Raw genomic sequence first — 22,153 nt, 5'->3', positions numbered from 1 at the left:
GTCCTCAAATTTGAGATTAATTATCGCCGCTGCAACTGCTGTTAGCGACGAGCTCGATCACGCCGAGAAGCTTGCGCCGGGCTTCGCTATCGCCGACCCGCAGCCACAGCTTAGCAAGACGGACGCCGTCGGCGCGCTGCATGAACGTCGTAAGATCGTCCTGCTTGCCTTCGCTATCCGCCACCCCATGGCTTGTTGAGCCCTCAAAGAAGTAGCTGGGCGACACCGAGAGAACCTCAGCAATGCGATGCAGACGGCTGGCGCCGACACGGTTGGTGCCCTTTTCGTACTTCTGGACCTGCTGAAAAGTGATGCCCAGCGCCGCCCCCAGTTTCTCTTGGCTCATTCCGATCACGGCACGACGGGCACGGATCCTCGTGCCAACGTGGGTATCGACCGGGTTGGGTTTCTTGGCGTGTTGCGCGGTATCAAGCATTGCAGTCTCCTTGGGTTAAGCCCATGCGGGCGGCGTAGTCACGTTCCGCCTGAGCCATCATGGCGTCGTAGCGGTCGATGCTGTTTCGGATGTCGTGGGTCAGACGCGCGGTTCGCCGTCGATCCAATTCGCGGTGAAGCGTCCCCGCGCCAAGGCCAAGCGCATAGATGCCGCCAGCGATAAGGCCGGCACAGATGACGAGCAGCGGGGCAGGAAGGTTGAGGAAGCTATGCAGCACGTTCGATCTCCGGATATTCGATTTCCGGGCGCGCCAGCTTTCTGATGCGCCGCTTGTCGATGACTTGCATTGGATGGAACACAGGGCCGCGCCGGTGCTGAATGTCGAACCGGTACCAGGCGTAGTTATCTTTGCTGTCGTGCTGGGTGTCGGCGAACCAGCGCACGCGACCTATCGGAACGACGTCGCTGCAATGCGTCATGAACTCACGTGCTTGCAGATTGTATTTGAAGTCCGCTTCGAGCAGCAGCCAAGTCGGAGCGATCCGCATGAACCGCTCGATCATCGCCTTCAAAATCAACCAGGTGTAAGGCGGGTTGGTGATGATCGCATCGACGCGGTTGCGTAGCAGCCATGGGTCTACCAGCGCGTCAATGCCAAGTTGAATGTCACCGTTGTGGGTGCAGGTCGGGCCAAAGCTCTCGATCCATCGGATCAAGCGTCCATTCGCGCAGCACGGTTCGGAGAACGTACCCACGCCTTGCAGAAAGGGCCGTAGCGGTAAGGCTGCCTCATAAGGGGACAAATACCTGTCGTGCTTGCTGCGAGGGAAATCGGACCGCTTAGCCACGTCAGTGCGCTCTTTCGCCGTAGGCCGGGGCAACCATAGCCCCGATGACGTGATCGATCTCCAACTCGCCGAAAATGCCGACGCCGTGATAAAGCGCGGACATGCCCTCGGCCATGTTTGGAGCTGGATAGGACAGAACGAGCCCCAGCAGGGAGCCGCTCTCGTCTGGATAAAACACCCGCATTGCCTTGAACGCGATGTGCTTCACCGCATCCGGTGCCGGGGCGACATCAGCTGCCGCGTGGAGCGCAACGTCGGCGCGATCTCTCAATGTGAGCGTCATGCCGCCGCTCCATAGATGGCCTGCATCATGTCGATGCGGTTCTGCAGGGCGAGATCAGCAATCATTTCGGGGCTGTAGTCACAAGCCGGGGCGCGCTCCTGCCAGAGAATGACGTTTGCCGCCTTGTCGCCCTCAGCCGCAGCGTCGAGCAGGCCATAGTCCTGATCGTCTAGGCCATAATCGTCGCAGTGAGTGCTGCGACCATCATCATTAATCATGGCTCCGCCGCAGGAAGAGCAGTCATCGGGATAGAAGGTAAGGCGCTCAACAGCGCCGCAGTTGGTGCAGGTCCATCTCATCATGGCAGCACCTCAGCGGTTCAAAGCGCTGTGGCACGTCGGAAGCGACGCTACCTGCGAGCAACGGGCATAGCCGTCGTCATTGATGCTGAAAATCAGGGCGAGCGATATCGCTCCCGCAAATGCAAGCAGGTTCCGCATATGTCATCTCCATCGGTAAATCCGGTTGCGGCGAAGCAACCTTCGATGGAGCTATATTGCACGCTATAGCGTGCGCGTCAACAAGAAACGCACGCTATAGCGTGCAAAAGAAAAAGCCCCAAAACGGTGTTATCCGAATCGGGGCTTGGTCATATCTGTCCGCGGGTATTCTACTTCTTTTTCAGGACCTCAGCGACGCTGAAAGCACCCTTGGCTTGCGGTTCATTTGCATTGAACATGGTCACGGTGACGCCAACGTGCGCGGTAGGGGCGCTCATGGGCGTGTATGTCGTGGACCCGGAATAGAAACCACTGTTGTATGTGCCGGTAGTACGAGACTGCATGCCAACCATCTGTGAGCCGCGCGCCGTAGTCGCTTCACTTAAACGGAAGTGCGTATAGCCTCGAGATGCGGTGGCCTCGGCTGCTTTCCGCAACGTAGTTTGTCCTGCTGTAGACGTGAACAGCAGTCCGCTAGCCTGAGTATCAAGGCGCACCATATTGGGTGCCAGTGGCATCTCGCTAGTTGTAGCGCAACTGCCAAGCAGAAGCAGCGCCATCATATTCAAAACAAAACCTTTTTTCATAATTCCGTACCCCACCCATTTCTAAAGGCCCGCCAAAGCAGGCGGCTCAACAATTTAAAAGACCGTGTAAATCATAGACAACCTGTATATGTTGCTGCCATTCCCCTTGCATTCGTTCCTCATTTGTTCCAATTCTGGCTACAGGAAAAGGGCAGCGCAGTTGAAAGAATTTCTTGAGCTAGTTGAAATCTGGTCAAAGCTTAATCCCGAGAGCCGTCTTCTGGCGCTGGATCACCTTGCTTCGTTAAAAGCGAACGGAAAAAATCAAGAGCGGCCTTCTTTTGTGAAGAATCTAGACCTGAAGAGAGCCTGATGAACTCGATGTCTTCGTCGTCGATTTTTTCGCCGGTCAGGACTTCAAATGTGCGAGCCTCGCCCAGGACTTCGAGTATCGCCATCAGCTTATCAACGGTGGGGCGCTTCCCGTCAGTCATCATCTGCTGAACGTAATTCGGGCCGCATTTTGCCTCGAGGCTGATCGCTCTCACTGAGCGGCCATCAGACTTTATTGCTTCAATAAGTCGCTCGTACCAGCCTTGCTTCATGACGCATTTACTAGCACGCCGGTAAATTTTGTGTTGCACGTTATAGCGTGCATTGACTTGCACGCTATAGCGTGTATCTACGTCGTTATGCAAAACGAACTCCTTCAAGAGATAGAACGCTGTTTGCCAGAGGCGGGGATTGGTCCGCATCGGTTCGGCATTCTCGCTGTCGGCAACGGTCGACTTGTCGAACGGCTTAGAAGTGGCGGTAGGGTTTGGCCCGATACCGAAACTCGTGTGCGCGCATTCATCAAGCAGCTAAAGCGCAATAGCGGCAAAGCCCCTGAGGACACTGGCGTAAAAGTCGTTTCGTTCATCGAGGCCGAGCGGCTGAAGCGCAATGTTCCTATACGCAAGCCGGTGCCGGAGGGCGTTTCGTGAGGATGTCGCATCTCCAACCCTTCTTATACATCCCGGAAAGCGACGCTTTGCTTGCAGAGATGCTCGCCTGTCCCCCACCCGATGGCCCTCTGTCTGTCTCGCCGCCATGTGTTCACTTCTCCGATGCGATCGATGTTGACGGGGTAGCGCAGGACGTCGTCGAGGGTCACCACCGGCATCGTCCGCGTAATGTCTTCGCCCCCAACCAGTTTGCAACGAAGATGAGGCGCAAGTGACTGTCATCCCATTCCCAGCATCCCCGGCAAACCTCAATTCGAAGGTTTCCCGAGGCCCCGAGGCACAAGGTTCAGCGTCTGCTTCGGGCATTCTTCCACTCCTTTGCCAGTTCCTGCGGAACGCACGGCAGGCCATGATCGCGGCTCCTGTCCGCAACAAAGTTCGCCTGATTGCCCTGCCGTCGCACCGCACCGCCTCCGTTGTTCCTCTTTCCAGAGGCGTCTTCGGCTTTGCCGAGGAAGAACCTCTACGTTTCGATATTGCACCGAAGCGTAGCGGCGGTTCCGCAGGAAAATTCCCGCAACGTTGCGGGCAAGTGGCCGCAGTCCAATTCGATGTGACGGGCCTCGTTACCTGGCTGAAAAGATCCTTCCCGCGAGCAACGACGCATCACGTCGAGGCGCAAACGGGGATACCTGCCGCCAGTGTCGAAAACTGGCTGCACCGCCGCTCACAGCCATCGGTGCAGCACTTTTCCATCCTCATCGCCGCGTTCGGCCCGTCGCTCTTAGCCGCTTGTTTCGATGAAGCCCCTGAATGGGTCGATGACGCTGCGAAGCAACAGCGCCGTCGCGAGATCGACGAGCAGATCAGCAGGCTCCAAAGCGAACGTGCCAAGTTCGGAGAGGTGGCCTGATGATGACTGAGAAGACATCAGTCGGGGGACTGGTCCGCGCCGCTGAAGACAGGATCGTAGCGGAGAAGGCACATGCCGCCCGAACCCCGTCGCTATCCGTTGTCCAGATCCGGTCGAGCCTCAAAGACATGATCCGTTCCAAGATCTGGTGGATCGACAAATTCTCAGAAGGCCGCGCCAAGCGTCCTGATCATGAAATCACGTCAGCACGGAAACAGTTGGCTGCACTGGTTCAAGCGGACGATCTGCTTAAGGGGGAACACAGTGCAGCAGACCGCGGGGGATGACCCGGAGCGCGTGAGTTACCACGCTGTATCGCGTTACGTGCAGCGCATCCTCAACATTGACGTCCAACAGGACTTTGCGACCGAAAAGGCGAGGGCAGTTGCTCTGGCTGAAGCGGCGGGAACAACGATTGACGCCCTCAGGGCGCTGATTTGGACCAAGGGCCTCGCGGCCACGGCAAAAATGGGGCTTCAGAGTTTCGATAACCGCGCCTTCGCTGCCGTGATCGCTCAGCCCGGTGGGTTGGTTGTCACCGTCCTTCGTCCAAGGACAAGGGACACCGGCAAGCTGAAGCTCCTCTCTGAAAACGAACTTAAAAGCAAATCGTGGCGCATCGCGCGCCGAGCAACCGCACGTCAGTTGACGCGGGAGAGCATCGAAGGGGTCGAAGGGTGACTAATTTAACATTCACAATCGAGAAGAAGCACGTACCGGTACTTAAGGAAGCCGCCCGCAAGCTGACAGCTGCCGCGAAGAGTAAAGCTCATAACCCGCCGCTGCCGGGACAGATCGAAGCCTTTGACCGTGACGAGACCGGCGAGGCGACGCTCGAAACCGTAGCCGCTGCCGAGCTGCGCCAGTTCATCGAACGCGTAGAGCGCCTCGAGGAAGAAAAAGCGGCTATCTCCGACGACATCAAAGACGTGATGGGAGAAGCAAAGGGCCGCGGTTACAGCACTGTCGCGATCCGCACCATCATTCGCCTGCGCAAGAAGGACGCCAACGAGCGTATCGAAGAAGAAACTATCTTGCAGACCTACATGGCCGCCCTGGGGATGGAATAGCCATGAAGACGCGATGGAGAACACTTTCCGCAGACGTGCGTAGCGCTGCAATCATCGAAGCCCATCCGAAAACAATCGGTACCGGCGCAGCCATAGCGGCTGCTCTGAGCAGGAAATACGCTCAGGTCATCACCCGTAGCTCTGTGATTTCATTTTATAACCGGCATCCAGATCTGGTCGCGTCGGTCCCGCTATCCGGTAGGCCCGGTAGGGAGATGGCAAAGGTCATAGCAGATGCCGCCAAGCCGAGTGCTACACGGACGCCTACGCCTAAGCCCGCGCCTGTAGAGCCTCGCCCCAAACCCAAGCGTCCATCCGCGCTTCTCGCTGCAAACGGCATGGCATTCGCAGCGCCTAAGATAAAACCTGCCCCGCCACCTGTTGTTGCTGCCGAGCCGGTGCCGTCTGTTCCTGCGCCGGAGCCGCTCAATCTTCGTCTTTATGAGCTCGAATCGCATCATTGCCGTTGGCCGCTGAAAGCCGACCGTGAGAACACGCTGTTTTGCGCCAACGCGACGCATGACGGCACCTCGTATTGCCACTTCCACAAGACGAAATCCGTCGGCACCGGTTCCAGAGCCGAGCGTGGTGCGGTGCCGTGGAGGCTCTTGGCGTAATGACCCTTAAGTCCCATCCCACCATCTATCTCGATCTAGACGGCGTCATGGCTGACTTCGACGGCCATTTCCCTGCGCTCTTCGGTCTGGATCATCGGGGCATTCCCGAGGACGAGATGTGGCAAACCATCAATGCGCATCCCGCATACTTCCGGGGTATGCCGATATTCGCGGGCGCCAAGGCCTTCTACGACAGCATTTCGTGGATGAACCCCATCATCCTGACAGCCTGCCCATGGTACAACTATCAGGACGTTGCGCGGCAGAAACGCGGCTGGGTGCGCGAGCATCTTTCAACCACGTGCCATATCCTGCCTGTCATCGACGGGCTGAATAAGCCGCTGTTCATGCATTCGCCGGGCGACATCCTCATCGACGATTACAAGCGCAACATAGCCGCTTGGGAGCACGAGGGTGGGGTTGGCTTGCTGCACTCGCAAGACTTCGACGCCACCTATCAGACGTTGGCCAACCATGTGCACGATTATCGGAACCGCGCCGGACGCTACAGCGAGGCGGGGCCCGCATGAAGCCCGTCACATCCGCCCAGTTCAGGAAACAACGCAAGGCCAAGACGGGGACCACTATGGCCCGCCGAGCGGCGAAGCGTGATGTTGCAGAGCCAGAGATCCGCGCAGCGCTCGAGGCGTTCGGCATGTCCGTGTTCTCGCTCAACGAACCCATCGATCTCCTCGTTGGCTTTCGCGGGAAGACGCACCTCGTCGAAGTGAAGACGGGGCACACAGGCTACGGCAAGGGCCTCAATGACAATCAGCAGGCATTTGCGAACGAATGGCGCGGCTCTGCCGTCGTCACGCTGCATAGCCGCGACGAGGCCATTGCGTGGGCCCAGCAGACGAGCAGGGGCAGCCATGACCAGTAGGCTAGAGCGGGCTGTCACGGATCTCATGCAGCACGAAATGGAACAGTTTGCCGAGTGGTGCTCGAAGCAATGGACCATCACGCCGGACGTGTTCAAATCCGACAACGTGTTTGATACGAAACCGGAAGGGTACCGCGAGGGCTACAACGCTGCTCTCGAAGGCCTCCCGCTTGCTCTCGAGCAGTATTTGGAGAGCAACTCATGACGCGATCGCTCGACGAACAGGATATCCGCAACGCTGTAGTAGCTCGACTCCGCGACTTGATGTCTGGTGCTCGAATCGTGCACGAGCTGAACGTTGCGGGGCAGGGATCAAACAGGATCGATGTTGCTGCAATCGGCACCGAACATATCGTCGGCGTCGAGATCAAATCCCGCAAAGACGTGCTGAAGCGCCTCGACGATCAGTGGAAGGCGTTCAACGAGGTTTGTCATTTCGTCATCGTCGCCGCGCATGAGAAGCATTTTGCAGATTACAGAGAGCCGCGCTGGCGCGATGATGTTCCGTCAGAACGTCATCTGAACCATCCGCTGTTCTTCGGTCACCGGAGAGGGGATAAGCGTGTCTGGCGCTTTCCCCAACCACTGCCGGAAACTCTACGCCCCTATCCCAACGACGGGGACAGATGGCAGTTCTGCCGCGACCGAGATCTCCGGGTTATTCCGCAAGCCACATCGATGCTGGACATGCTCTGGGCCGCTGAGCTCCAAAACGAGTGCAAGAGGCACCGAGTGCCGTGTTCGTCCCGCTCGACGCGCCCAGACATGATCCGAAGCCTTGCCTGGCATCTGACCGGCAAGGAAGTGACGCAAGCCGTGTGTCGCCAGTTGCGTCAGCGCAGCTTCGCAGAGGCCGATGCGCCGATTTACGCCACACCAGTCCAACCCACACTCGCACTGCACACAGAAGGGACGCCAGCATGAGCCGTCGTACCATGCCTTATCATCGTCGGTACCACGGCGACGCGCTTCAAGGGTACCGCAAGCTCACGCTCGAGCAGCGTGGTGCCTACACGACCATCCTTGATCTGATCTACGACGAGGGCGGCCCCATCGAGCGCAACGAACGCTGGCTTGCTGGTGAGTTAAACTGCTCGCTTCGGAAGGCTAAAGCTCTGCTCGACGAGCTCATCGCGCTGCGCAAAATCTTCATCACCGCAGGCGGCAAACTGAGCAACCACCGGGCCGAAACTGAAATACAAAACTCGCTGAATATCTCGCGAAAACGAGCTGAAAGTGGAACGAAACGCAAAGATAATCCGCCAATAGAACGGGAAAAGCCCAACAAAAACAGCAAAGCCATCAAGCAATTGCTCGACAATTGCGCTGTAATACCAGAGCCAGTACCATATATAACAAATATCCCTCCGACCGTAGATGAGGATACGCAGTGGCCAAGAGACGACTTGGACCGCCTGCCTGTGGTTCAGCCACACCCGCTTACAAACCATCGGCTGATTGAAAGTCTGGATCGCAGGACGGGATCTGGCGCTGCTGCTGCGCTTGCCGCTGGACGAGCGAGACGCGGAGGTCGCCAATGGTGAAGAAGCCCACGAAAACCAGCGAAGTTTTGGCACCCCTAAAGCCGAAATCTGGGACGAGGTCGGCACCGGTGTCGTTGAAGGCTCAGACCGGCAAGGTGACGAAGCCGAAGGCCAAGCCCAAGCCCCGCAAGACCAAGGCCGATGTGCGCTCGAAGTTCGAGGCACCGCCTGAGCCGAAGGAAGTCCGGTACCAGAAGCATTTCATCGGTCTGGCCCGCACGATGTTCCTCGCCAAGGTTCCGGAAGACGAGATCGCCCACGTCATCGGCATCGAGCGCGAGACGATGGAGTGGTGGAAGGAAGAGCACCCAGAGTTCGGCGCAGCGTTCCGCCCGGATCCTCGCAATTACGGCGGACGTCCAACGTCTTGGGATGAACGCAACATCGCCATCGCAAAGCAGCTCGCAGGCCTTGGCGCTACGGATCTCGAGATCGCCCAGGCATTCGAGGTCAGCATCCGCTCAATCCATCGCTGGAAGCTGGAATACCCAGAGTTCCGTGAAGCGCTCGAGATGGGCAAGGACGTGGCCGATAACCGCGTCGAGCACAGCCTGTATCAACGCGCCACCGGCTACAGCTTCGACAGCGAGAAGATCGTTGTCGTCGAAGGCGAGCCGCAGCGCGTCGAGATCATCGAGCATGTGCCGCCTGACACCAAGGCCGCGATGTTCTGGCTGCAAAATCGCAGGAAAGACGCATGGCGAGCCGTCCAGCACATCAACCACGACGTCGAGAAGGGCAGCCCGCTCGGCTCGTTCCTATCCAAGCTGGGCAACAGCACGTTCGTCCCGGTCGAAGATGACAAACCCACCAACACCTTCCTGCCCGTTGAAGAACCCGAGGGCGATGACCGATAATGTATGAGCATCTCGCCGGCATGACGGAAGAGCAGTTCCTTGAGAACCTCAAAGATCCGAATTGGCGCATCCGCAATCTCTACTACATCCTCGACAAAGACGGGCTGACAGTACTCTTCAAGCCGAACGAGGCGCAGGAGACGTTTCTAAAGCGGATCTGGCACCGGAACATCGTGCCGAAGGCTCGCCAGCGCGGTTTCTCTACCGTCATACAGCTGCTGTTGCTGGATGCTTGCCTGTTCAATGAGAACCAGCGAGCGGCCATCATCGCGCAGGACCAGTTCACCGCCAGCAAGATCATGCGCAACAAGATCGAGTTTGCGTATGCTCGGTTGCCAGACTTCATCAAGTCCGAGCGGCATATCAAGGTGGACAACACCGAAGAGAAGATCTTCAGCAACGGCTCCTCGATACAGGTTTCCACCTCAGCCCGTGGTGACACGCTCAACTGGCTGCACGTTTCCGAGTTCGGCATCATCTGCTTTGAATCGCCATTGAAGGCAGAGAAGATCGTCACCGGCGCGCTGGCCGCCGCGGGGCAGGGCATCACCTTCATCGAAAGCACGGCCAAGGGCCGCGATGGCGCCTACTACAAGATGGTCATGGAGGCCAAGGCCAACGCTGATGCTGGAAAGCGCCTGTCACGCCTGCAGTACCGCATGCACTTCGCATCGTGGTGGGATGCCCCGGAGTATGAGATCGACCCGGACGGCATCATCATCACGCCGAAGGACGATAAGTATTTCGACGAGCTCGAGCGCGAGATTGGCCGCGAGATATCAGAGCGCAAGCGTGCTTGGTACGTCGCCACCAGGCTGAACGACTATTCCGACGACGACGAAATGATGTGGCAGGAATACCCATCAACCGTCGAAGAAGCGTTCAAGGTTTCCACAGAGGGCGTCATCCTCGCCAAGCAGATGACACGGGCGCGTGCTGAAGGTCGTATTACCCGCGTGCCATGGCGGCCAGAGCTGCCGGTCAACACGTTCTGGGACTTGGGCGTGGATGACGATATCGCCGTCTGGTTCCACCAGTCTTTCGGTATGATGGACCACTTCATCGATTACCTCGAGTGCAGCGGCGAGCCGTACAGCTACGTCATCGCCGAAATGCAGAAGCGTGGGTTCGTCTGGGGTCACCACTTCCTGCCGCACGATGGCAACCAGCGCCGACCAGGTGCACTCGTCATCGAGACGCCTCAGGAAATGTTGGAAGGCCTCGGGCTTCAGAACATCCACATCGTACCCAGAACGCCAGACCTGATGGCTATCGGGCTTCCTGCGCTGAAGGATGACTTCGTCAACTACGTGATCGACGAGGAGAAGTGCAAGCAAGGCATCCTGCACATCGACAATTATCGGAAGTCTTGGAACAAGAATATGGGCGTCTGGTCCGACACGCCGAAGAAGAACGGCCACCAGCACGCGCCCGACGCGATCCGCCAGAAGGCTCAGTATCGCGACGAAGTCCGCCGCCTGTGCGGCACCATCCGTCCAACATCATCCAACAACGGATCACGCCGGAGAGCGCGTGACCCAATGACGCTGTGAAAGGCACCAAAATGGGACCAGATCTGGATCTAAATAAGCGCGTATGGACTTTCCGCAAAGACGGCATTATGGCTATCGGCACTTGGATACGGCAGGAAGATCGATTCCGTCCGTGTATGGTTCTTATTCCAGCGGACAGGGAATATGACGACAGGCTGGCGCCTTGTGTGGTCACTATGGACCGCGCATGGATATGGTCAGAGGAAGTCGGCGACCCTGCCCAAGCCGCTCACACGGCATACCAGTTCGCAAGTACCCTTGGCCTTAACGCTCATGACCGTCGCACCGTGATCCGGATAGCGATGTTTATCGCTGACCACCTGGGCGACCTCCTGTCTATCAAGCCATACCCGACTGACGATCAGCAGACCGTGGCCGAAGTCACCATGCGCGACCCCACTACCGGGCGAACCATCGAAGCTGAAATAAGGGAATAGAATGTTTTCACTCGACGCTGACGACGGTTCAGTGAGGAAGAAGCGATACGAATCGCCCATTCCGGCAGACACGCCGGCGTCGAGCCGACCACAAGCGGGTAACGCGCTGGATAACAGCCGCAACACCCAGCTCCACAAGCGACTTCTGGGTTTCTACACCCGGGAGCTAGATCGGCAGGCAGAGAACCGGCACGACATGGCCGTCGATGCCGATATGTACGACAATATCCAGTGGACCGAAGAGCAGACCAAAGTGCTGAATGACCGCGGGCAATCCGCTCTCGTCTTCAACGTCACCGCCGTTACGGTCGATTGGGTCATCGGTACCGAAAAGCGCGCGCGCACCGATTTCAAGGTGCTGCCCCGCCGCAAAGAAGAAGGCAAACCCGCGCAGCGCAAATCCGAGCTGCTCAAGTATCTCTCAGACGTCAACCGCACAGGCTTTCATGTCAGCCGCTCATTCGAGGATTCAGCCAAGGTTGGTCTGGGTTGGATGGAAGACGGTTATCAGGGTGATGACGAGGGCGAGCCGCTGTTCTCCCGCTACGAATCGTGGCGCAACATGCTGTGGGACAGCGCAGCCACGGAATACGATCTCAGCGACGCACGGTATGTGATCCGCATCAAGTGGCTCGACCTCGATGTGGCTCAGGCCATGTTCCCGAAGCGCAAGGCATTGCTCGAGCGCAGCATCGACGATGCAGACAGCTTTGCCATGATGGATGCCTATGGCGATGAAGCCATGGACGGTCCCGAGATGGAAAATCAGGGCAAGGGTGACGGCACCTATGTCTCTGACCGAGTCACAGGCTACCAGCGCCGCCGCGTCAGGATCTTCGAATGCTGGTTCAAGATGCCCGTTCAGACGCCAAAGATTTCAGGCGGCACGTTCGCGGGCGAGATCTATGACGAGTATTCGCCTGGTCACAAAGCCGCGGTCGAAGAAGGTGACGGCGAGGTAGTGAAGAAGCCGACGATGCGTATGTATGTCGCGCTGTTCACGTCGGCTGGTATGCTGTGGCTTTCGCCATCGCTCTATCGCCACAACAAATACCCATTCACGCCGATCTGGAACAAGCGCCGCGACCGCGACGGCATGCCGTACGGACTGGTGCGCAACATCCGAGACATTCAGGTCGATATCAACAAGCGCGCGAGCAAGGCGCTGCACATCCTTTCGACCAACAAAGTGGTCATGGACAAGGGCGCGGTAGATGACATCAACGAGCTGCGCGAGGAAATAGCCCAGCCCGATTCCATCATCGAGGTGAATACCGGCAAGAGCTTCAAGTTCGACGTCGACAGAGAATTAGGTCAGTGGCACCTCGAGCTCATGTCGCGCAACATCCAGATGGTGCAGCAGGTCGGCGGCGTCACTGATGAGAACCTTGGGCGCAGCACCAACGCTGTATCGGGCATCGCCATTCAGGCCCGGCAGGAGCAGGGTGCACTTGCCACGGCCAAGCTGTTCGACAATCACCGCTTTGCCCAGCAAGTCCGCGGCGAAAAGCTGCTCGCCAACATCGAGCAGTTCATGTCGGACGAAAAGCAGTTCCGCATCACGAACATGCGCGGCAATCCGGAATACGTCACGGTCAACGACGGGCTGCCAGAAAACGATATCGTCCGCACCAAGGCGGACTTCATCATCGACGAGCAAGACTACCGCGCCACTGTGAGACAGGCGCAGGTCGAGTCGTTGATGGAGCTGCTCGGCAAGCTCGCCCCGGTGAACCCGCAGATAGCGATCGTCATGCTGGATCTCGTGGTCGAGAGCATGGACATCCCGCAACGCGAAGAGATCGTAAAGCGCATCCGTCAGGTCACCGGCATGAAAGACCCTGATGCGGACGATCAGGCCCCATCGCCGGAAGAGCAGCAGAAAGAGCAGGCCGCGGCGGAGCAGCAGAAGTTCCAGCAAGAAGCGGCCATGGCCCAGCTCCGCAAGACAATCTCTGAGGCTGCAAAGAACGAAGCCCACGCCGCCGACATCGCCGCCAAGACCGTCGCGTCGAACGTCGGCAGTCAGAAATCAGCGCTTGAAGCAGCTGGTGCCGTGATCATGGCGCCGGGCATCGCTGACATCGGCGATGCGATCCTGCACGAATCCGGTTTCGTCTCGCGCTCTGAAGGTGAGCAGACCATGCAGGCCGCCGCGATGGAGGCACAGCAGCAGCAGGCGCAAGCCGCGCAGCAGCAGGCGGCACAGCAACCCCAACAACAGCAACCGCAGGACCCTATGGCTATCGGCCTGGGCGCATAAGGAGACGACTATGGCTGTAAAGCCCACCGATGCAGAACTGGACATGTTGACCGACGAAGAGCGCGCGGGCCTCGAAGACGAAGATATGGTGGATGAAGGCCTTGAAGAAGGTGCCGAGGGCGAGGAAGGCTTAGACGGCGATTCAGCCGAGGCGGTTGCCGCCGCTCTTGCGGCAGCAGCAGCGGAGAAGAAGCCAGATGCCGTCATTGACGAAGATCTGGAACTTGCCAATGGCGACGGCACCCAGCGCCAAGCAGCGAAGCCAGACGAGGCCGCCGCCGCGGCCGCCGCCGCGGCCGCAGCAGCAGCTGCTGCCGAGGGTGATGGACAAGGTGGGCAGGCTGCAACGCCGCCAGCAGTGGTGGAAGAGCGCCGCCCTTCATGGGTGCTCGATCCAGCGGTACCTGAAAAGCTGAAGTCCCTCGACGAGGAACGCGACCGGATCATTGCCCAGTTCGATGACGGTGAAATGACCGGCGCTGAGATGCGCGCCAAGCTGAAACCGCTTGAGAGCCAGATCGACGAGATCAAGACGACGGTTATCTCTGCCAACGTCGCCAAGACAAACGCCATCGATCACTACAAGGACGTTACCGTTCCTGCTTTCTTCGAGAAGCACGTCGAATATCAGCCAGGCACCATCCTGCACACGATGCTGGATGCAGAGGTGCGCAGACTTCAGCAGACGTCCAACAACCCGCTGAACCCGGCCATCCTCGAGAAGGCGCATGAGAACATCACGTCACAGGTCGAGAAGGCCTACGGCGTGAAGAAGGTTGCGCCTAAGGCCGATCCGAAGACGCCGGCAGCGGCAGCAGCTCGACAGGTGCCGCCTACACTGGGTGGCGTCCCATCTGCCGACGTCAGCGACACAGACGACGGCGGCGAGTTCGCGTGGCTGGACCGTCTGGCGTCCGCTGATACCGAGAAATTTGAAACCGAACTCGCGAAGCTCTCAGAAGAGAAGCGCGAACGTTACATGGCCGAATAGGAGCCTCGATGTTGCGACTTGCCGTTAAGCTGGGGGATGCGGTGAAAATCGAGGGCGTGGGCACTATTCACGTCGAAGAGAAGTCGGGGCGCAGCGTGCGCCTCGGTTTCGAAACTGAAATGGGGCCGATCACGATCATCAAACGCGATGAGAGCGGGCTGACGCGGCGGCAACAGCATATGGTTTAAACGGAGAAACGACCTATGGCACTTCAGGGATTTGACTATCGGTTCTCGCAGCGGAAGCAGCCACCTTCAAAAAAGCCTGTGGCGCTTGTCGGGATCCCAGAGTTAAAAATGCTCGAAGCAGGTGAAATCGTGGAGTATGATGCGGTCACGCTAATTCCGGCTTTCGACCTAAAGAAATGAGCTGCGCGCCTTAGAAGAGAGGCAACGTCAGCAATAGAGAAATTCTATTGCTGACGTTGCACGGAATTGAAGCTCCGGGCTCTAAAGGAACGCGTTGTCGGCTTTTATTTTGCCAGTTACGTCAGCTGCTATTTTTCCTTTGAACGAAATGCCCTTGGCTACCTCATCGCTCTTACCCTCTCTTTCAAAGAGTTCCCAAACCAGAGAGATAGCGCCAGAGATGTCTCCGTTCGTTATCTCCCCCTTGAGCTGAGCCACTTTTTGCGGCGATAAAGATGTTGATTTTGCTTTCAACGAAATCAAATAGTACAGAACGTAAAATCTTATGTTGTTCCTGTCTTTGGGGGATAAATCTGGATTTCCTTTAAGGGCAATCTCAATGCGGCGGATTGTATCTGCAGCAACGACATAAGCGTCCAGAGGAAAATCTTCCGAAAACAGCATGCTATATTCGCGATCTTCTTTGATCAATGTTGATGGCCGAGCACGGGCGTTGTCTGGCTGCCCGCGGAACAACGACATCACAGCTTGGGCGAGGAGACTTATGCTTATTATTTTATTGGCAGGTCTGCCGTCGTTCTTATAATAATTTTTACGACGATCATAAAAAAGTCCGTTCGCTTTCAAATGATGTTCGATGTCGCGTTGAACTTTATCTGTTGCTCTCAATGAGGCTGGATTTACCGTGTTCTGATTGTTAGTTGCTTTGATTATCCTATCCCGTATTTCTTCATTTTCAGACGCGACTATCTTGACCATTACAGACCTAGTATCGTCTCTCTCGCTTTCATCAAAGTAACTAGCGATCTCTGAGCTTGTCTGCAATCCGTTAACAATCTGCGGATTTTCGACGGTTATTACAGAACCCGAAGATGTCGCCCTGGATGCCAAAACAGTAACACCATTGTTGAACCACCAAAAATCATCTGCGACGGACCGCAGAGTTTTTGATATTTCTGAATTTACTTCGGTTGTTCCTTGATAATCTCTAACGTTGGCCTCGAACAAGTCCGCTCGGACCTTGTCACCCCCTCCTTTTAAAAAGTTGAAATAGTGCGGTAGCTTCACCAAAGCTACGTAACCACTGGAGCCATTCAGAGACTGCTCAAATTTTAGTTCAAAAGATTGTTTGGGTTTTGTGCGTGCTAACGCTAGAATCTCCTTCGGGCCCCAGAAATTGAATGTAACGTGGGCGTCCGTGAATAGTCCTCTTATGCAATCTATTAGATCTTTTGACTTTAGCAAAGTGTTAGCATGGACATCACCGGAATGCTTGCCGGTTGCGTAGTAAATCTTGACATTAAGAGTAGGAAACTTTGCTACAACGCCTTTGTAGACGGATCTAAACATCTCTGCTTTTGATATCACTGTGTCGTTGTATTGCGTGATTTGCCCCAAACTTGTGTTCAGGTTGAGAAGCTTCTGAAGAGAAGCTATCATTTTGTCTATCGGCCCCTCACTAAACCCGCTTTTAGATTTGCTTGAAACAATTATGAGGTCGATAGTTATGTCTTTCTTCGGGATTTTTTTGACGTCCAATTCGTCAGTTGCAATCTCACCGTTCACAAACGTGTAGAACGAATCAATGCCGCCGTCGTGCTCGCCATCAACAATTCCGTCTTCAATTTCTTCGTAGGAAAGCTCAAACTCTTTAGTGGCCTGTTCTGCGGTAAACACCTCAAAGAAATCCTCTGCAGCCATCTCTGGCCTGATCTCTTCTCTTTGGGTTGCTAAAACTTGTTTGAGAATAGTTTCATTGTTGTCTGACATCGGCCCCTCCAGCAAATTTCAATTATGCTGAGGTTTTCGCAGTCAAAGCTTAAGGTTGTGTATATCGAACTTCTCGGAATTGGGCGTGGGTTTTGATTTAAGCCAGTTTTAGCCTGACTAGCCCACCCGCGAAACGAATATTTCCATCTTGCAGTAGTTCCATATCTGGTTCTCGAATTGACTTAAATTCAATCCAATCTCTCGGCTTGAGCTCTATCACCGCGGTTGCTTCTAGTTCGTGCTCCTCTAGAAGAACACTTGCTTTCGCTAGAGCCTGTCGAACTCCGTCAACGACCGATTTTTTCTTTAGGACGTGTGTAGTCGTCATCAGTCCAGCCTTTCAGTTTAGCTTTTTCGCCAGTCCCCATCATAACTAAAAGTCGGTGCAGGTATAGGCTCGCTGAACCAGAAATCCTTAAATGCTTTGACATCAGGCGCACAGAACCGATGCGCTTGGCCGTTCTGATCTAGCGCCCACCAGCGGGCGTTCTTCGGTGCTTTCTTCCATTGATATTTGGGCTGGTAGGGTTCTGTCATCAGAGCAACCATTGCTGCGGCATGGTGAAACCGCTATAAAGTTTGAAACTCAATAGGCGCATGAGTGCCCTTCGCAAGGAAATACGCGATGGCACTCCCTTCAGTTCACATCGGCTGCGGCTATGCAGGCGGCGATGGCAGCTCGCCGATGACAAAGCAAGCCCTCATCAAGTCTCTGCAATGGTCAGAAGAACCGGCATCCGGCGTTCCTACGGGGAAAAGCGCTGTTGATAACGCGCAGATGAAGCCCATTTTTCGCGTCACGAACGCAGTCGATATCTATCTGAGCGTCGGCAAAACTCCAGATGCAACAATTAGCCCGCGCTATGCGCTCCGAGCAGCTGATGGCCCGCACGATATCTACGTGGAGCCGGGCGATAAGGCCGTTTGGGTGGCCGCATAGATGGTCGGTCTGCAGAGACGACTTTCGGGCATGAAGTCCAGACGGACCAGTTTGCCGCTTTCGCTCTCCAGTGGGGCTGGGCTGGGAAATCCGGTCATTGTAGTACCCCGTGTCGTCGGCACGACAAGAGGCGAGATTTCCGCAAACATCATCGGGACTGCCCGCACGTCCGCGAATGTGAAGCAGCGGTTCCGTAAACAGGTTTTCGTCGGGCAGGGCGGTGCAAAGGCTGGAACTGCAAAGCTTTCGCTTAGCGCGTTCGGTGTGCCGGATAGCGGCGTTGAAACGAATACGGACGCTTACACGGCTGAAGCTCATATAGAAGTCAATGGCGTGGCCTATCCGTTCACATGGGGCGGGAACGGTGCGCCCTCTGGCCTGATCCCTACGGGTTCTGCCATTGTGGAAAGCGGGGCGGCGGCGCATCCTGACATTGCGCCGCAAACAATGTGCTATCTTCTCCTTACCCGCGAATATGCAGTTGGCGGGTTGCCGATGTTTCGGACAGCCCCAGGCACAAACACAACAGGCGATAGCGCGCACTTCGCTGTTGCTGGGACAGATGCCGGGATTGGTGTGCCGGGCGCGAAGACGGCCACAGGCGGATGGACGGCGCAAAGCAGCGTGTTTGATGTTCCGTTTATGATTTCTATGGAGCAACTCACCAAAGCGCCAGCCATTTTGGTTCTCGCTGCCAGTATCGAGCGAGATCAAGCGGACGCAACAGGCGATGGCACGGCGGGCGGCGGGTTGGTTATGCGTGGCTTAAATCCCCCTGGCGGCACCAAGCAAGGCTTTGTCATGGGACCTAAGCGCGGAGAGAGCCTAAGCACCTTCCTTGCATCCGGCGCAAAGCGTCTGGCCTATCTCAAGTATGCCAATAGCGTCATTCTCGGATTTGGCGGTAACGACTTCACAAACGGTGTCCCTGTCGCCACGGCGCTTGCTTCGCTGAGTACGCTTTACGATCTGATTAAAGCTGCGGGGGTAGAGCGCGTGGCCTTGCTTGGCATGGTCGTCAAGACAGACAGCAACGACAACTGGACAACCGTTGCAGGGCAGACAACGCGAGCCGGGTTTGTTGCGTGGCGAACAGCTTTCCATGCTGGCGCTGCGGCCATGGGCATAACCGTCATTGACACGTCTTCATCGTGGGAAGAACCGGGGGTATCTCCACCGGTCTGGAAAGCGAACGGCGTCACTGCAAACTTGTCTACGCCTGACGGGACGCACCCGACGACAGTTCGCCATCAAGAGGCTGGCCCTGTGCTGCAATCACAGCTTGGTTCTTTCTTGGTATGGCCATGAGGCACCAACTCTATCGCCTAAACGAAGCCTTCACGGTCAAGGCAATCACCGACAAAGCCGTAGAGCGCGAATTCGTTCGCGTGACCGGTGGCGCGGGCGGTTTGCTATCGATGCTGACCGGCCACGCTGCCGGTGAGACGCAATCGCCATGGACGGCGACCGGTGTCAAGTTCCAAGAGGGCGGCACTGACTGGCGCGTAGAGCGGTGCACAATGAAGGGGTTTCGGACACGTCCGGCACCCGGCAAAACCTACTGGCAGGGCGATGGATTTGCCACCGAGCACCCCAACGCACGGATCACCTTTGAGCGCTGTCAGGCTTTCGAGAACGCAGACGCTGGCTTTGACCTCAAGGGGCCGGACTTGCTACTTGATCGCTGCAAGTCAGTGCGAAACGGGAAGAACTACCGTTTGTGGTCGGGCGGTGAAGTAACGACAATCGAGAGCGTCGATCCAAAAGTCTGCCACCTGCATATCTGCATTTCTGCCCAGCACTCCGAACGGCAGGTGATCGAGATCGGCCACCTGATAGCGTCTGGAGACAAGCCGCTCCTCTATGTCGAAACGGTCAAGGGGGCCATTCCTCCGAGGATCATCATCGATAAGCTGACGCTCACGCGTGTTTCAAAAATCTTGCAGGTTTCGGGCCCGCAGCCCGACATCACCTGGCCTAACGCCACACCCTAGCCACTTCTAGGTGGACCTTGCGCCAACGAAGAAAGGAACAAAGCAAGATGTGGCCTCGCTGGACAATCTCGATATTTCGGCCATTCTCTGGCGTACAAGCACGTACCAGCAGACCTCAACCGCAAATCGCACACAATAGGCACGCTTTCGTTTGATAAGCCGCATTATTCTGTCGATCAATGCGCCTAGTCCGGGACGTCACCAAAGGCGAGTGCAAAATCATGTGAGGGCACCCTGTTCACAGGAAAATGTGCCCCATCGTTAAAAATTAGAACTCCGAAAGCACTCGCGACTGTTTGGTTTTTGAAAGTTGTGACCATTGATCTATTTTTCATCACGCGGAGGCCGTCTGGACCGGCGATAAATCCGCTACCTTGATGATTCAGAAAAGACCCTTTTCTAAGTTCAAAACACTCGTTCGAGACATCAACATCCAATGCAATATTACCCAAACTGTGGCGAATTTTTATATTGGTTCCTTCGTATGTAAAGTCCCACACGCCAGTGGAAACTTTGATTTCCCCGTGATCTAAAGTCAGGATGTGATTGCCGGATTCATCGGTAAAGTATCCGCTTACTGAAAGCCAACCGTTCTCATTGTGGAGGCAGAGAAAGGTGTTTCCGGTATTCCATAGAACGGGAGCCTCAGATTCTTTCCACCATATACGCTCTACAACAATCGAGCCAACGTTAACGGACAATGCGCGGGCGGGATCAAGCTGGAAAGGCGATGTTGTCGCAAACCTAGTATTCCGAGGCGAGCTTGCCATTTCTGCCACGAATGCAAGAACAGTTTTGCCTGACGTTTTCTTTCGATGATGTTCAGGGCACAACAGGATTATGTTTGAGGCGACGTGCTCCCTACAGACAGAATATTCAACGAGGTGGTCGTATTCGAAGAAAGGCATGCCGCAAATTACACAGCCAAATCGACACCGCCGCCTAACTTCCCGCTTGATGGGTTCGGGAATCTTGCGACCGGCTTTTACAGCGGCTTGATATCGGCTCTCGTTATCCATTCCGAAATCTTCCTGGGAAACATCCCGCACTTGCATTTATCTGGTTTCGACAACGACCCACGCTTCAGCCGGCATTTTTTTGGATCATGGGATTGGCGCTAGGGCAGAGTTTGTGCGCTTGCCCCAATTAGTGTTCAAATACCGGCGCGCGGGTTGCTCTATCCAGTAATAGCTCGCGGCAGCGACAACGAATGCGGCTCCGACTAACACCAATCGTGGTACGTCGCCCAAGAATGCGTAAAACAGCTGTTGCCAAAGATATAGCGAGAAGGAAATGAACCCGACAAACCGGAGAGGCATCCACGAAAGAACTGATCTCGCCCATTCTGGCGCCCTCGGAAGGGTAGCGATGCATCCAGCCAAGCACAATGTGCCAACCGAGTATTTGACTGGGTCAGGGAACACCATGAAATTCAGCAAAACCCCAGCTACCCCCAGCGCCAAGGGGACGTACGGCGAAACGGTAAGTTTGGACAGAGTGAGGTATGCAATCGTTCCCGCAAGGATCGACGCCATTCGCACGTCGGTGCGCCAATATACTTCGTAGTAGTCAAAACCGGAGTACGACTGCATTGCGCCATTCACCATGCATCCGACCATCACGACTACGAGAAAAGGGATTGCCTTTGTGAAAATTCTCGACGTGAAAACTGCGATTGCGCCCAGTAAGAGATAGGTCCATTCCTCAATGGCGAGGGACCAGAGGTGATCCCATGCTCTGACCCTGTCGAAGTAAATGGAAACGTAATTGGACGTAAATGTTATCGCTCCAAGCACCTGTGGGGTAGTAACGCTCTTCTCCGGGAAGAACCAAAGAACGGCTGTCGAAACCAAAAGAAACACGATAAGTGCGGGCCAGACACGAAAAATTCGGCGCTTTATGAACGGGATAAATTCCTGTTTTTTCTCGAATAATATTTCGCCCATCAGGCGACCACTTAAAACAAAGAATAATTCAACCCCGAGACGGCCTGAGTTAATTAGGAATATGCCCCCAAAGTGGGAAAAAATGACGAAGATAACGGCTAAACCTCTCCAGCCATCCAAGTATTCTAACCAGTGTCGCTGCGTCTCTGAACGGCCCATTCTTACCCCCTTGAATGTCGGAGGCATATCATCGAAATTATATTCGCGGCAATTAATTTAGTTGTTTCATACACACCTTGAAATCAATCAAACCGAGAAAATCCCGAGCATATATGATAGCAACAACGAGAATCGAGGCGGCCCTGTAGCGCACAGCGTTGAATGCGCTTGGCTATGTAGATCTCCCGACGGATGCCGGTGGACGCTCTGCCAAGCTTTTTCGCCAATCGCCATCGTAACCAAACGATGGCGCTGGTGTAGGTTCACTGAACCAGAAATCCGTAAAGGCCTTCACGTCTGGCGCGCAAAACCAGTGCGCCTGACCGTTCTGATCCATCGCCCACCAGCGGGCGTTCTTTGGCGCGTTCTTCCAGTCGATTTCGAACATCGTGGCTCTCCGATAGCT

The 22,153-nt window shown here is 55.8% G+C and carries 33 protein-coding genes; 21 read left to right on the top strand and 12 right to left on the bottom strand.

The features are described 5' to 3' along the window. Positions 1-16: 16 nt before the first annotated feature. The 7 genes from ACQZ51_RS10870 to ACQZ51_RS10840 form a co-directional block, all read right to left on the bottom strand. Positions 17-436, bottom strand: coding sequence for a helix-turn-helix domain-containing protein (locus ACQZ51_RS10870; RefSeq protein ID WP_448777108.1), 420 nt, complete (start codon positions 434-436; stop codon positions 17-19). Further along, a complete protein-coding gene (locus ACQZ51_RS10865; RefSeq protein WP_448777106.1) occupies positions 429-674 on the bottom strand; it encodes a hypothetical protein in 246 nt (81 codons plus the stop codon). The genes ACQZ51_RS10870 and ACQZ51_RS10865 overlap by 8 nt, the downstream gene beginning before the upstream one ends. Continuing rightward, entirely contained in the window at positions 664-1,113 is a 450-nt protein-coding gene (locus tag ACQZ51_RS10860) for a hypothetical protein (protein WP_448777105.1), read from the bottom strand. Before ACQZ51_RS10860 ends, ACQZ51_RS10865 begins: the two co-directional genes overlap by 11 nt. 133 nt (positions 1,114-1,246) lie before the next feature. Then, a complete protein-coding gene (locus tag ACQZ51_RS10855) occupies positions 1,247-1,528 on the bottom strand; it encodes a hypothetical protein (RefSeq protein WP_448777104.1) in 282 nt (93 codons plus the stop codon). After that, entirely contained in the window at positions 1,525-1,830 is a 306-nt protein-coding gene (locus ACQZ51_RS10850; protein WP_448777103.1) for a hypothetical protein, read from the bottom strand. The genes ACQZ51_RS10855 and ACQZ51_RS10850 overlap by 4 nt, the downstream gene beginning before the upstream one ends. A 308-nt stretch (positions 1,831-2,138) precedes the next feature. Then, the gene (locus ACQZ51_RS10845) at positions 2,139-2,555 is read right to left on the bottom strand and encodes a hypothetical protein (RefSeq protein ID WP_448777102.1); all 417 of its coding nucleotides are present in this window, start codon (positions 2,553-2,555) and stop codon (positions 2,139-2,141) included. A gap of 200 nt (positions 2,556-2,755) precedes the next feature. After that, positions 2,756-3,193: a hypothetical protein gene (locus ACQZ51_RS10840; RefSeq protein WP_448777101.1), complete on the bottom strand. Its 438-nt coding sequence runs from the start codon at positions 3,191-3,193 to the stop codon at positions 2,756-2,758. A gap of 30 nt (positions 3,194-3,223) precedes the next feature. Here ACQZ51_RS10840 and ACQZ51_RS10835 point away from each other — a divergent pair, with 30 nt between their 5' ends. From ACQZ51_RS10835 to ACQZ51_RS10750, 18 genes are all read left to right on the top strand, one after another. Beyond that, positions 3,224-3,481, top strand: coding sequence for a hypothetical protein (locus tag ACQZ51_RS10835; protein WP_448777100.1), 258 nt, complete (start codon positions 3,224-3,226; stop codon positions 3,479-3,481). 232 nt (positions 3,482-3,713) lie between these two features. Then, positions 3,714-4,355 carry a hypothetical protein gene (locus ACQZ51_RS10830; RefSeq protein ID WP_448777099.1) on the top strand — a complete coding sequence of 214 codons (642 nt, stop codon included), beginning with the start codon at positions 3,714-3,716 and terminating at the stop codon, positions 4,353-4,355. Then, complete coding sequence (locus ACQZ51_RS10825) at positions 4,355-4,642, top strand: hypothetical protein (RefSeq protein WP_448777098.1); 288 nt, start codon at positions 4,355-4,357, stop codon at positions 4,640-4,642. Before ACQZ51_RS10830 ends, ACQZ51_RS10825 begins: the two co-directional genes overlap by 1 nt. Continuing rightward, positions 4,620-5,036, top strand: coding sequence for a hypothetical protein (locus tag ACQZ51_RS10820; RefSeq protein WP_448777097.1), 417 nt, complete (start codon positions 4,620-4,622; stop codon positions 5,034-5,036). The genes ACQZ51_RS10825 and ACQZ51_RS10820 overlap by 23 nt, the downstream gene beginning before the upstream one ends. Positions 5,037-5,149: 113 nt before the next feature. Beyond that, complete coding sequence (locus ACQZ51_RS10815; protein WP_448777573.1) at positions 5,150-5,425, top strand: DUF2312 domain-containing protein; 276 nt, start codon at positions 5,150-5,152, stop codon at positions 5,423-5,425. A 2-nt stretch (positions 5,426-5,427) separates the two neighbouring features. Beyond that, positions 5,428-6,042 carry a GcrA family cell cycle regulator gene (locus tag ACQZ51_RS10810; RefSeq protein ID WP_448777096.1) on the top strand — a complete coding sequence of 205 codons (615 nt, stop codon included), beginning with the start codon at positions 5,428-5,430 and terminating at the stop codon, positions 6,040-6,042. Continuing rightward, a complete protein-coding gene (locus tag ACQZ51_RS10805; RefSeq protein ID WP_448777094.1) occupies positions 6,042-6,572 on the top strand; it encodes a 5' nucleotidase, NT5C type in 531 nt (176 codons plus the stop codon). The genes ACQZ51_RS10810 and ACQZ51_RS10805 overlap by 1 nt, the downstream gene beginning before the upstream one ends. Continuing rightward, the gene (locus ACQZ51_RS10800; protein WP_448777093.1) at positions 6,569-6,925 is read left to right on the top strand and encodes a hypothetical protein; all 357 of its coding nucleotides are present in this window, start codon (positions 6,569-6,571) and stop codon (positions 6,923-6,925) included. The genes ACQZ51_RS10805 and ACQZ51_RS10800 overlap by 4 nt, the downstream gene beginning before the upstream one ends. Further along, entirely contained in the window at positions 6,915-7,130 is a 216-nt protein-coding gene (locus ACQZ51_RS10795) for a hypothetical protein (protein ID WP_448777091.1), read from the top strand. The genes ACQZ51_RS10800 and ACQZ51_RS10795 overlap by 11 nt, the downstream gene beginning before the upstream one ends. After that, the gene (locus ACQZ51_RS10790) at positions 7,127-7,849 is read left to right on the top strand and encodes a hypothetical protein (protein WP_448777090.1); all 723 of its coding nucleotides are present in this window, start codon (positions 7,127-7,129) and stop codon (positions 7,847-7,849) included. Before ACQZ51_RS10795 ends, ACQZ51_RS10790 begins: the two co-directional genes overlap by 4 nt. Further along, the gene (locus ACQZ51_RS10785; protein ID WP_448777088.1) at positions 7,846-8,469 is read left to right on the top strand and encodes a DUF1376 domain-containing protein; all 624 of its coding nucleotides are present in this window, start codon (positions 7,846-7,848) and stop codon (positions 8,467-8,469) included. Before ACQZ51_RS10790 ends, ACQZ51_RS10785 begins: the two co-directional genes overlap by 4 nt. Next, positions 8,463-9,326, top strand: a complete 864-nt coding sequence (locus ACQZ51_RS10780) for a hypothetical protein (protein ID WP_448777086.1) — start codon at positions 8,463-8,465, stop codon at positions 9,324-9,326. The genes ACQZ51_RS10785 and ACQZ51_RS10780 overlap by 7 nt, the downstream gene beginning before the upstream one ends. Then, positions 9,326-10,879, top strand: a complete 1,554-nt coding sequence (locus ACQZ51_RS10775; protein ID WP_448777084.1) for a hypothetical protein — start codon at positions 9,326-9,328, stop codon at positions 10,877-10,879. Before ACQZ51_RS10780 ends, ACQZ51_RS10775 begins: the two co-directional genes overlap by 1 nt. A 116-nt stretch (positions 10,880-10,995) precedes the next feature. After that, positions 10,996-11,316, top strand: a complete 321-nt coding sequence (locus tag ACQZ51_RS10770; RefSeq protein WP_448777082.1) for a hypothetical protein — start codon at positions 10,996-10,998, stop codon at positions 11,314-11,316. Between the two features lies 1 nt (position 11,317). After that, complete coding sequence (locus tag ACQZ51_RS10765) at positions 11,318-13,579, top strand: portal protein (RefSeq protein ID WP_448777080.1); 2,262 nt, start codon at positions 11,318-11,320, stop codon at positions 13,577-13,579. Positions 13,580-13,589: 10 nt separating this feature from the next. Then, positions 13,590-14,570: a hypothetical protein gene (locus tag ACQZ51_RS10760; RefSeq protein ID WP_448777079.1), complete on the top strand. Its 981-nt coding sequence runs from the start codon at positions 13,590-13,592 to the stop codon at positions 14,568-14,570. 8 nt (positions 14,571-14,578) lie between these two features. Continuing rightward, a complete protein-coding gene (locus ACQZ51_RS10755; protein WP_448777077.1) occupies positions 14,579-14,758 on the top strand; it encodes a hypothetical protein in 180 nt (59 codons plus the stop codon). Between the two features lie 15 nt (positions 14,759-14,773). After that, the gene (locus ACQZ51_RS10750; RefSeq protein ID WP_448777076.1) at positions 14,774-14,938 is read left to right on the top strand and encodes a hypothetical protein; all 165 of its coding nucleotides are present in this window, start codon (positions 14,774-14,776) and stop codon (positions 14,936-14,938) included. Between the two features lie 81 nt (positions 14,939-15,019). Here ACQZ51_RS10750 and ACQZ51_RS10745 read toward each other — a convergent pair whose 3' ends face one another. Both ACQZ51_RS10745 and ACQZ51_RS10740 read right to left on the bottom strand, forming a co-directional pair. Next, entirely contained in the window at positions 15,020-16,708 is a 1,689-nt protein-coding gene (locus ACQZ51_RS10745) for an AIPR family protein (RefSeq protein WP_448777074.1), read from the bottom strand. Between the two features lie 345 nt (positions 16,709-17,053). After that, positions 17,054-17,245 (bottom strand): hypothetical protein, encoded by a 192-nt coding sequence (locus ACQZ51_RS10740; RefSeq protein WP_448777072.1) that lies wholly within the window; start codon positions 17,243-17,245, stop codon positions 17,054-17,056. A gap of 88 nt (positions 17,246-17,333) precedes the next feature. Between ACQZ51_RS10740 and ACQZ51_RS10735 the strand changes: the two genes are divergently transcribed. Genes ACQZ51_RS10735 through ACQZ51_RS10725 form a run of 3 tightly spaced genes read left to right on the top strand, consistent with a single transcriptional unit; the run spans position 17,334 to position 19,642 of the window. Continuing rightward, a complete protein-coding gene (locus tag ACQZ51_RS10735) occupies positions 17,334-17,648 on the top strand; it encodes a hypothetical protein (protein ID WP_448777070.1) in 315 nt (104 codons plus the stop codon). 30 nt (positions 17,649-17,678) lie between these two features. Beyond that, a complete protein-coding gene (locus tag ACQZ51_RS10730) occupies positions 17,679-18,956 on the top strand; it encodes an SGNH/GDSL hydrolase family protein (protein WP_448777069.1) in 1,278 nt (425 codons plus the stop codon). Continuing rightward, positions 18,953-19,642 (top strand): hypothetical protein, encoded by a 690-nt coding sequence (locus ACQZ51_RS10725; protein WP_448777067.1) that lies wholly within the window; start codon positions 18,953-18,955, stop codon positions 19,640-19,642. Before ACQZ51_RS10730 ends, ACQZ51_RS10725 begins: the two co-directional genes overlap by 4 nt. A 185-nt stretch (positions 19,643-19,827) precedes the next feature. On the opposite strand, the gene ACQZ51_RS10720 is transcribed toward ACQZ51_RS10725, so the two are convergent. The 3 genes from ACQZ51_RS10720 to ACQZ51_RS10710 all read right to left on the bottom strand — a co-directional run bounded on the left by ACQZ51_RS10720 (position 19,828) and on the right by ACQZ51_RS10710 (position 22,135). Continuing rightward, positions 19,828-20,661, bottom strand: a complete 834-nt coding sequence (locus ACQZ51_RS10720) for an HNH endonuclease (protein ID WP_448777065.1) — start codon at positions 20,659-20,661, stop codon at positions 19,828-19,830. A gap of 84 nt (positions 20,662-20,745) precedes the next feature. After that, the gene (locus ACQZ51_RS10715) at positions 20,746-21,747 is read right to left on the bottom strand and encodes an acyltransferase family protein (RefSeq protein WP_448777064.1); all 1,002 of its coding nucleotides are present in this window, start codon (positions 21,745-21,747) and stop codon (positions 20,746-20,748) included. A gap of 172 nt (positions 21,748-21,919) precedes the next feature. Continuing rightward, a complete protein-coding gene (locus ACQZ51_RS10710) occupies positions 21,920-22,135 on the bottom strand; it encodes a hypothetical protein (RefSeq protein WP_448777062.1) in 216 nt (71 codons plus the stop codon). Positions 22,136-22,153 lie beyond the last annotated feature (18 nt).

The sequence above is a fragment of the Agrobacterium sp. CG674 genome (assembly GCF_053521645.1).
Note: the sequence above shows the minus strand (reverse complement) of the source record. Positions and strands in the feature narration are given on the sequence as shown.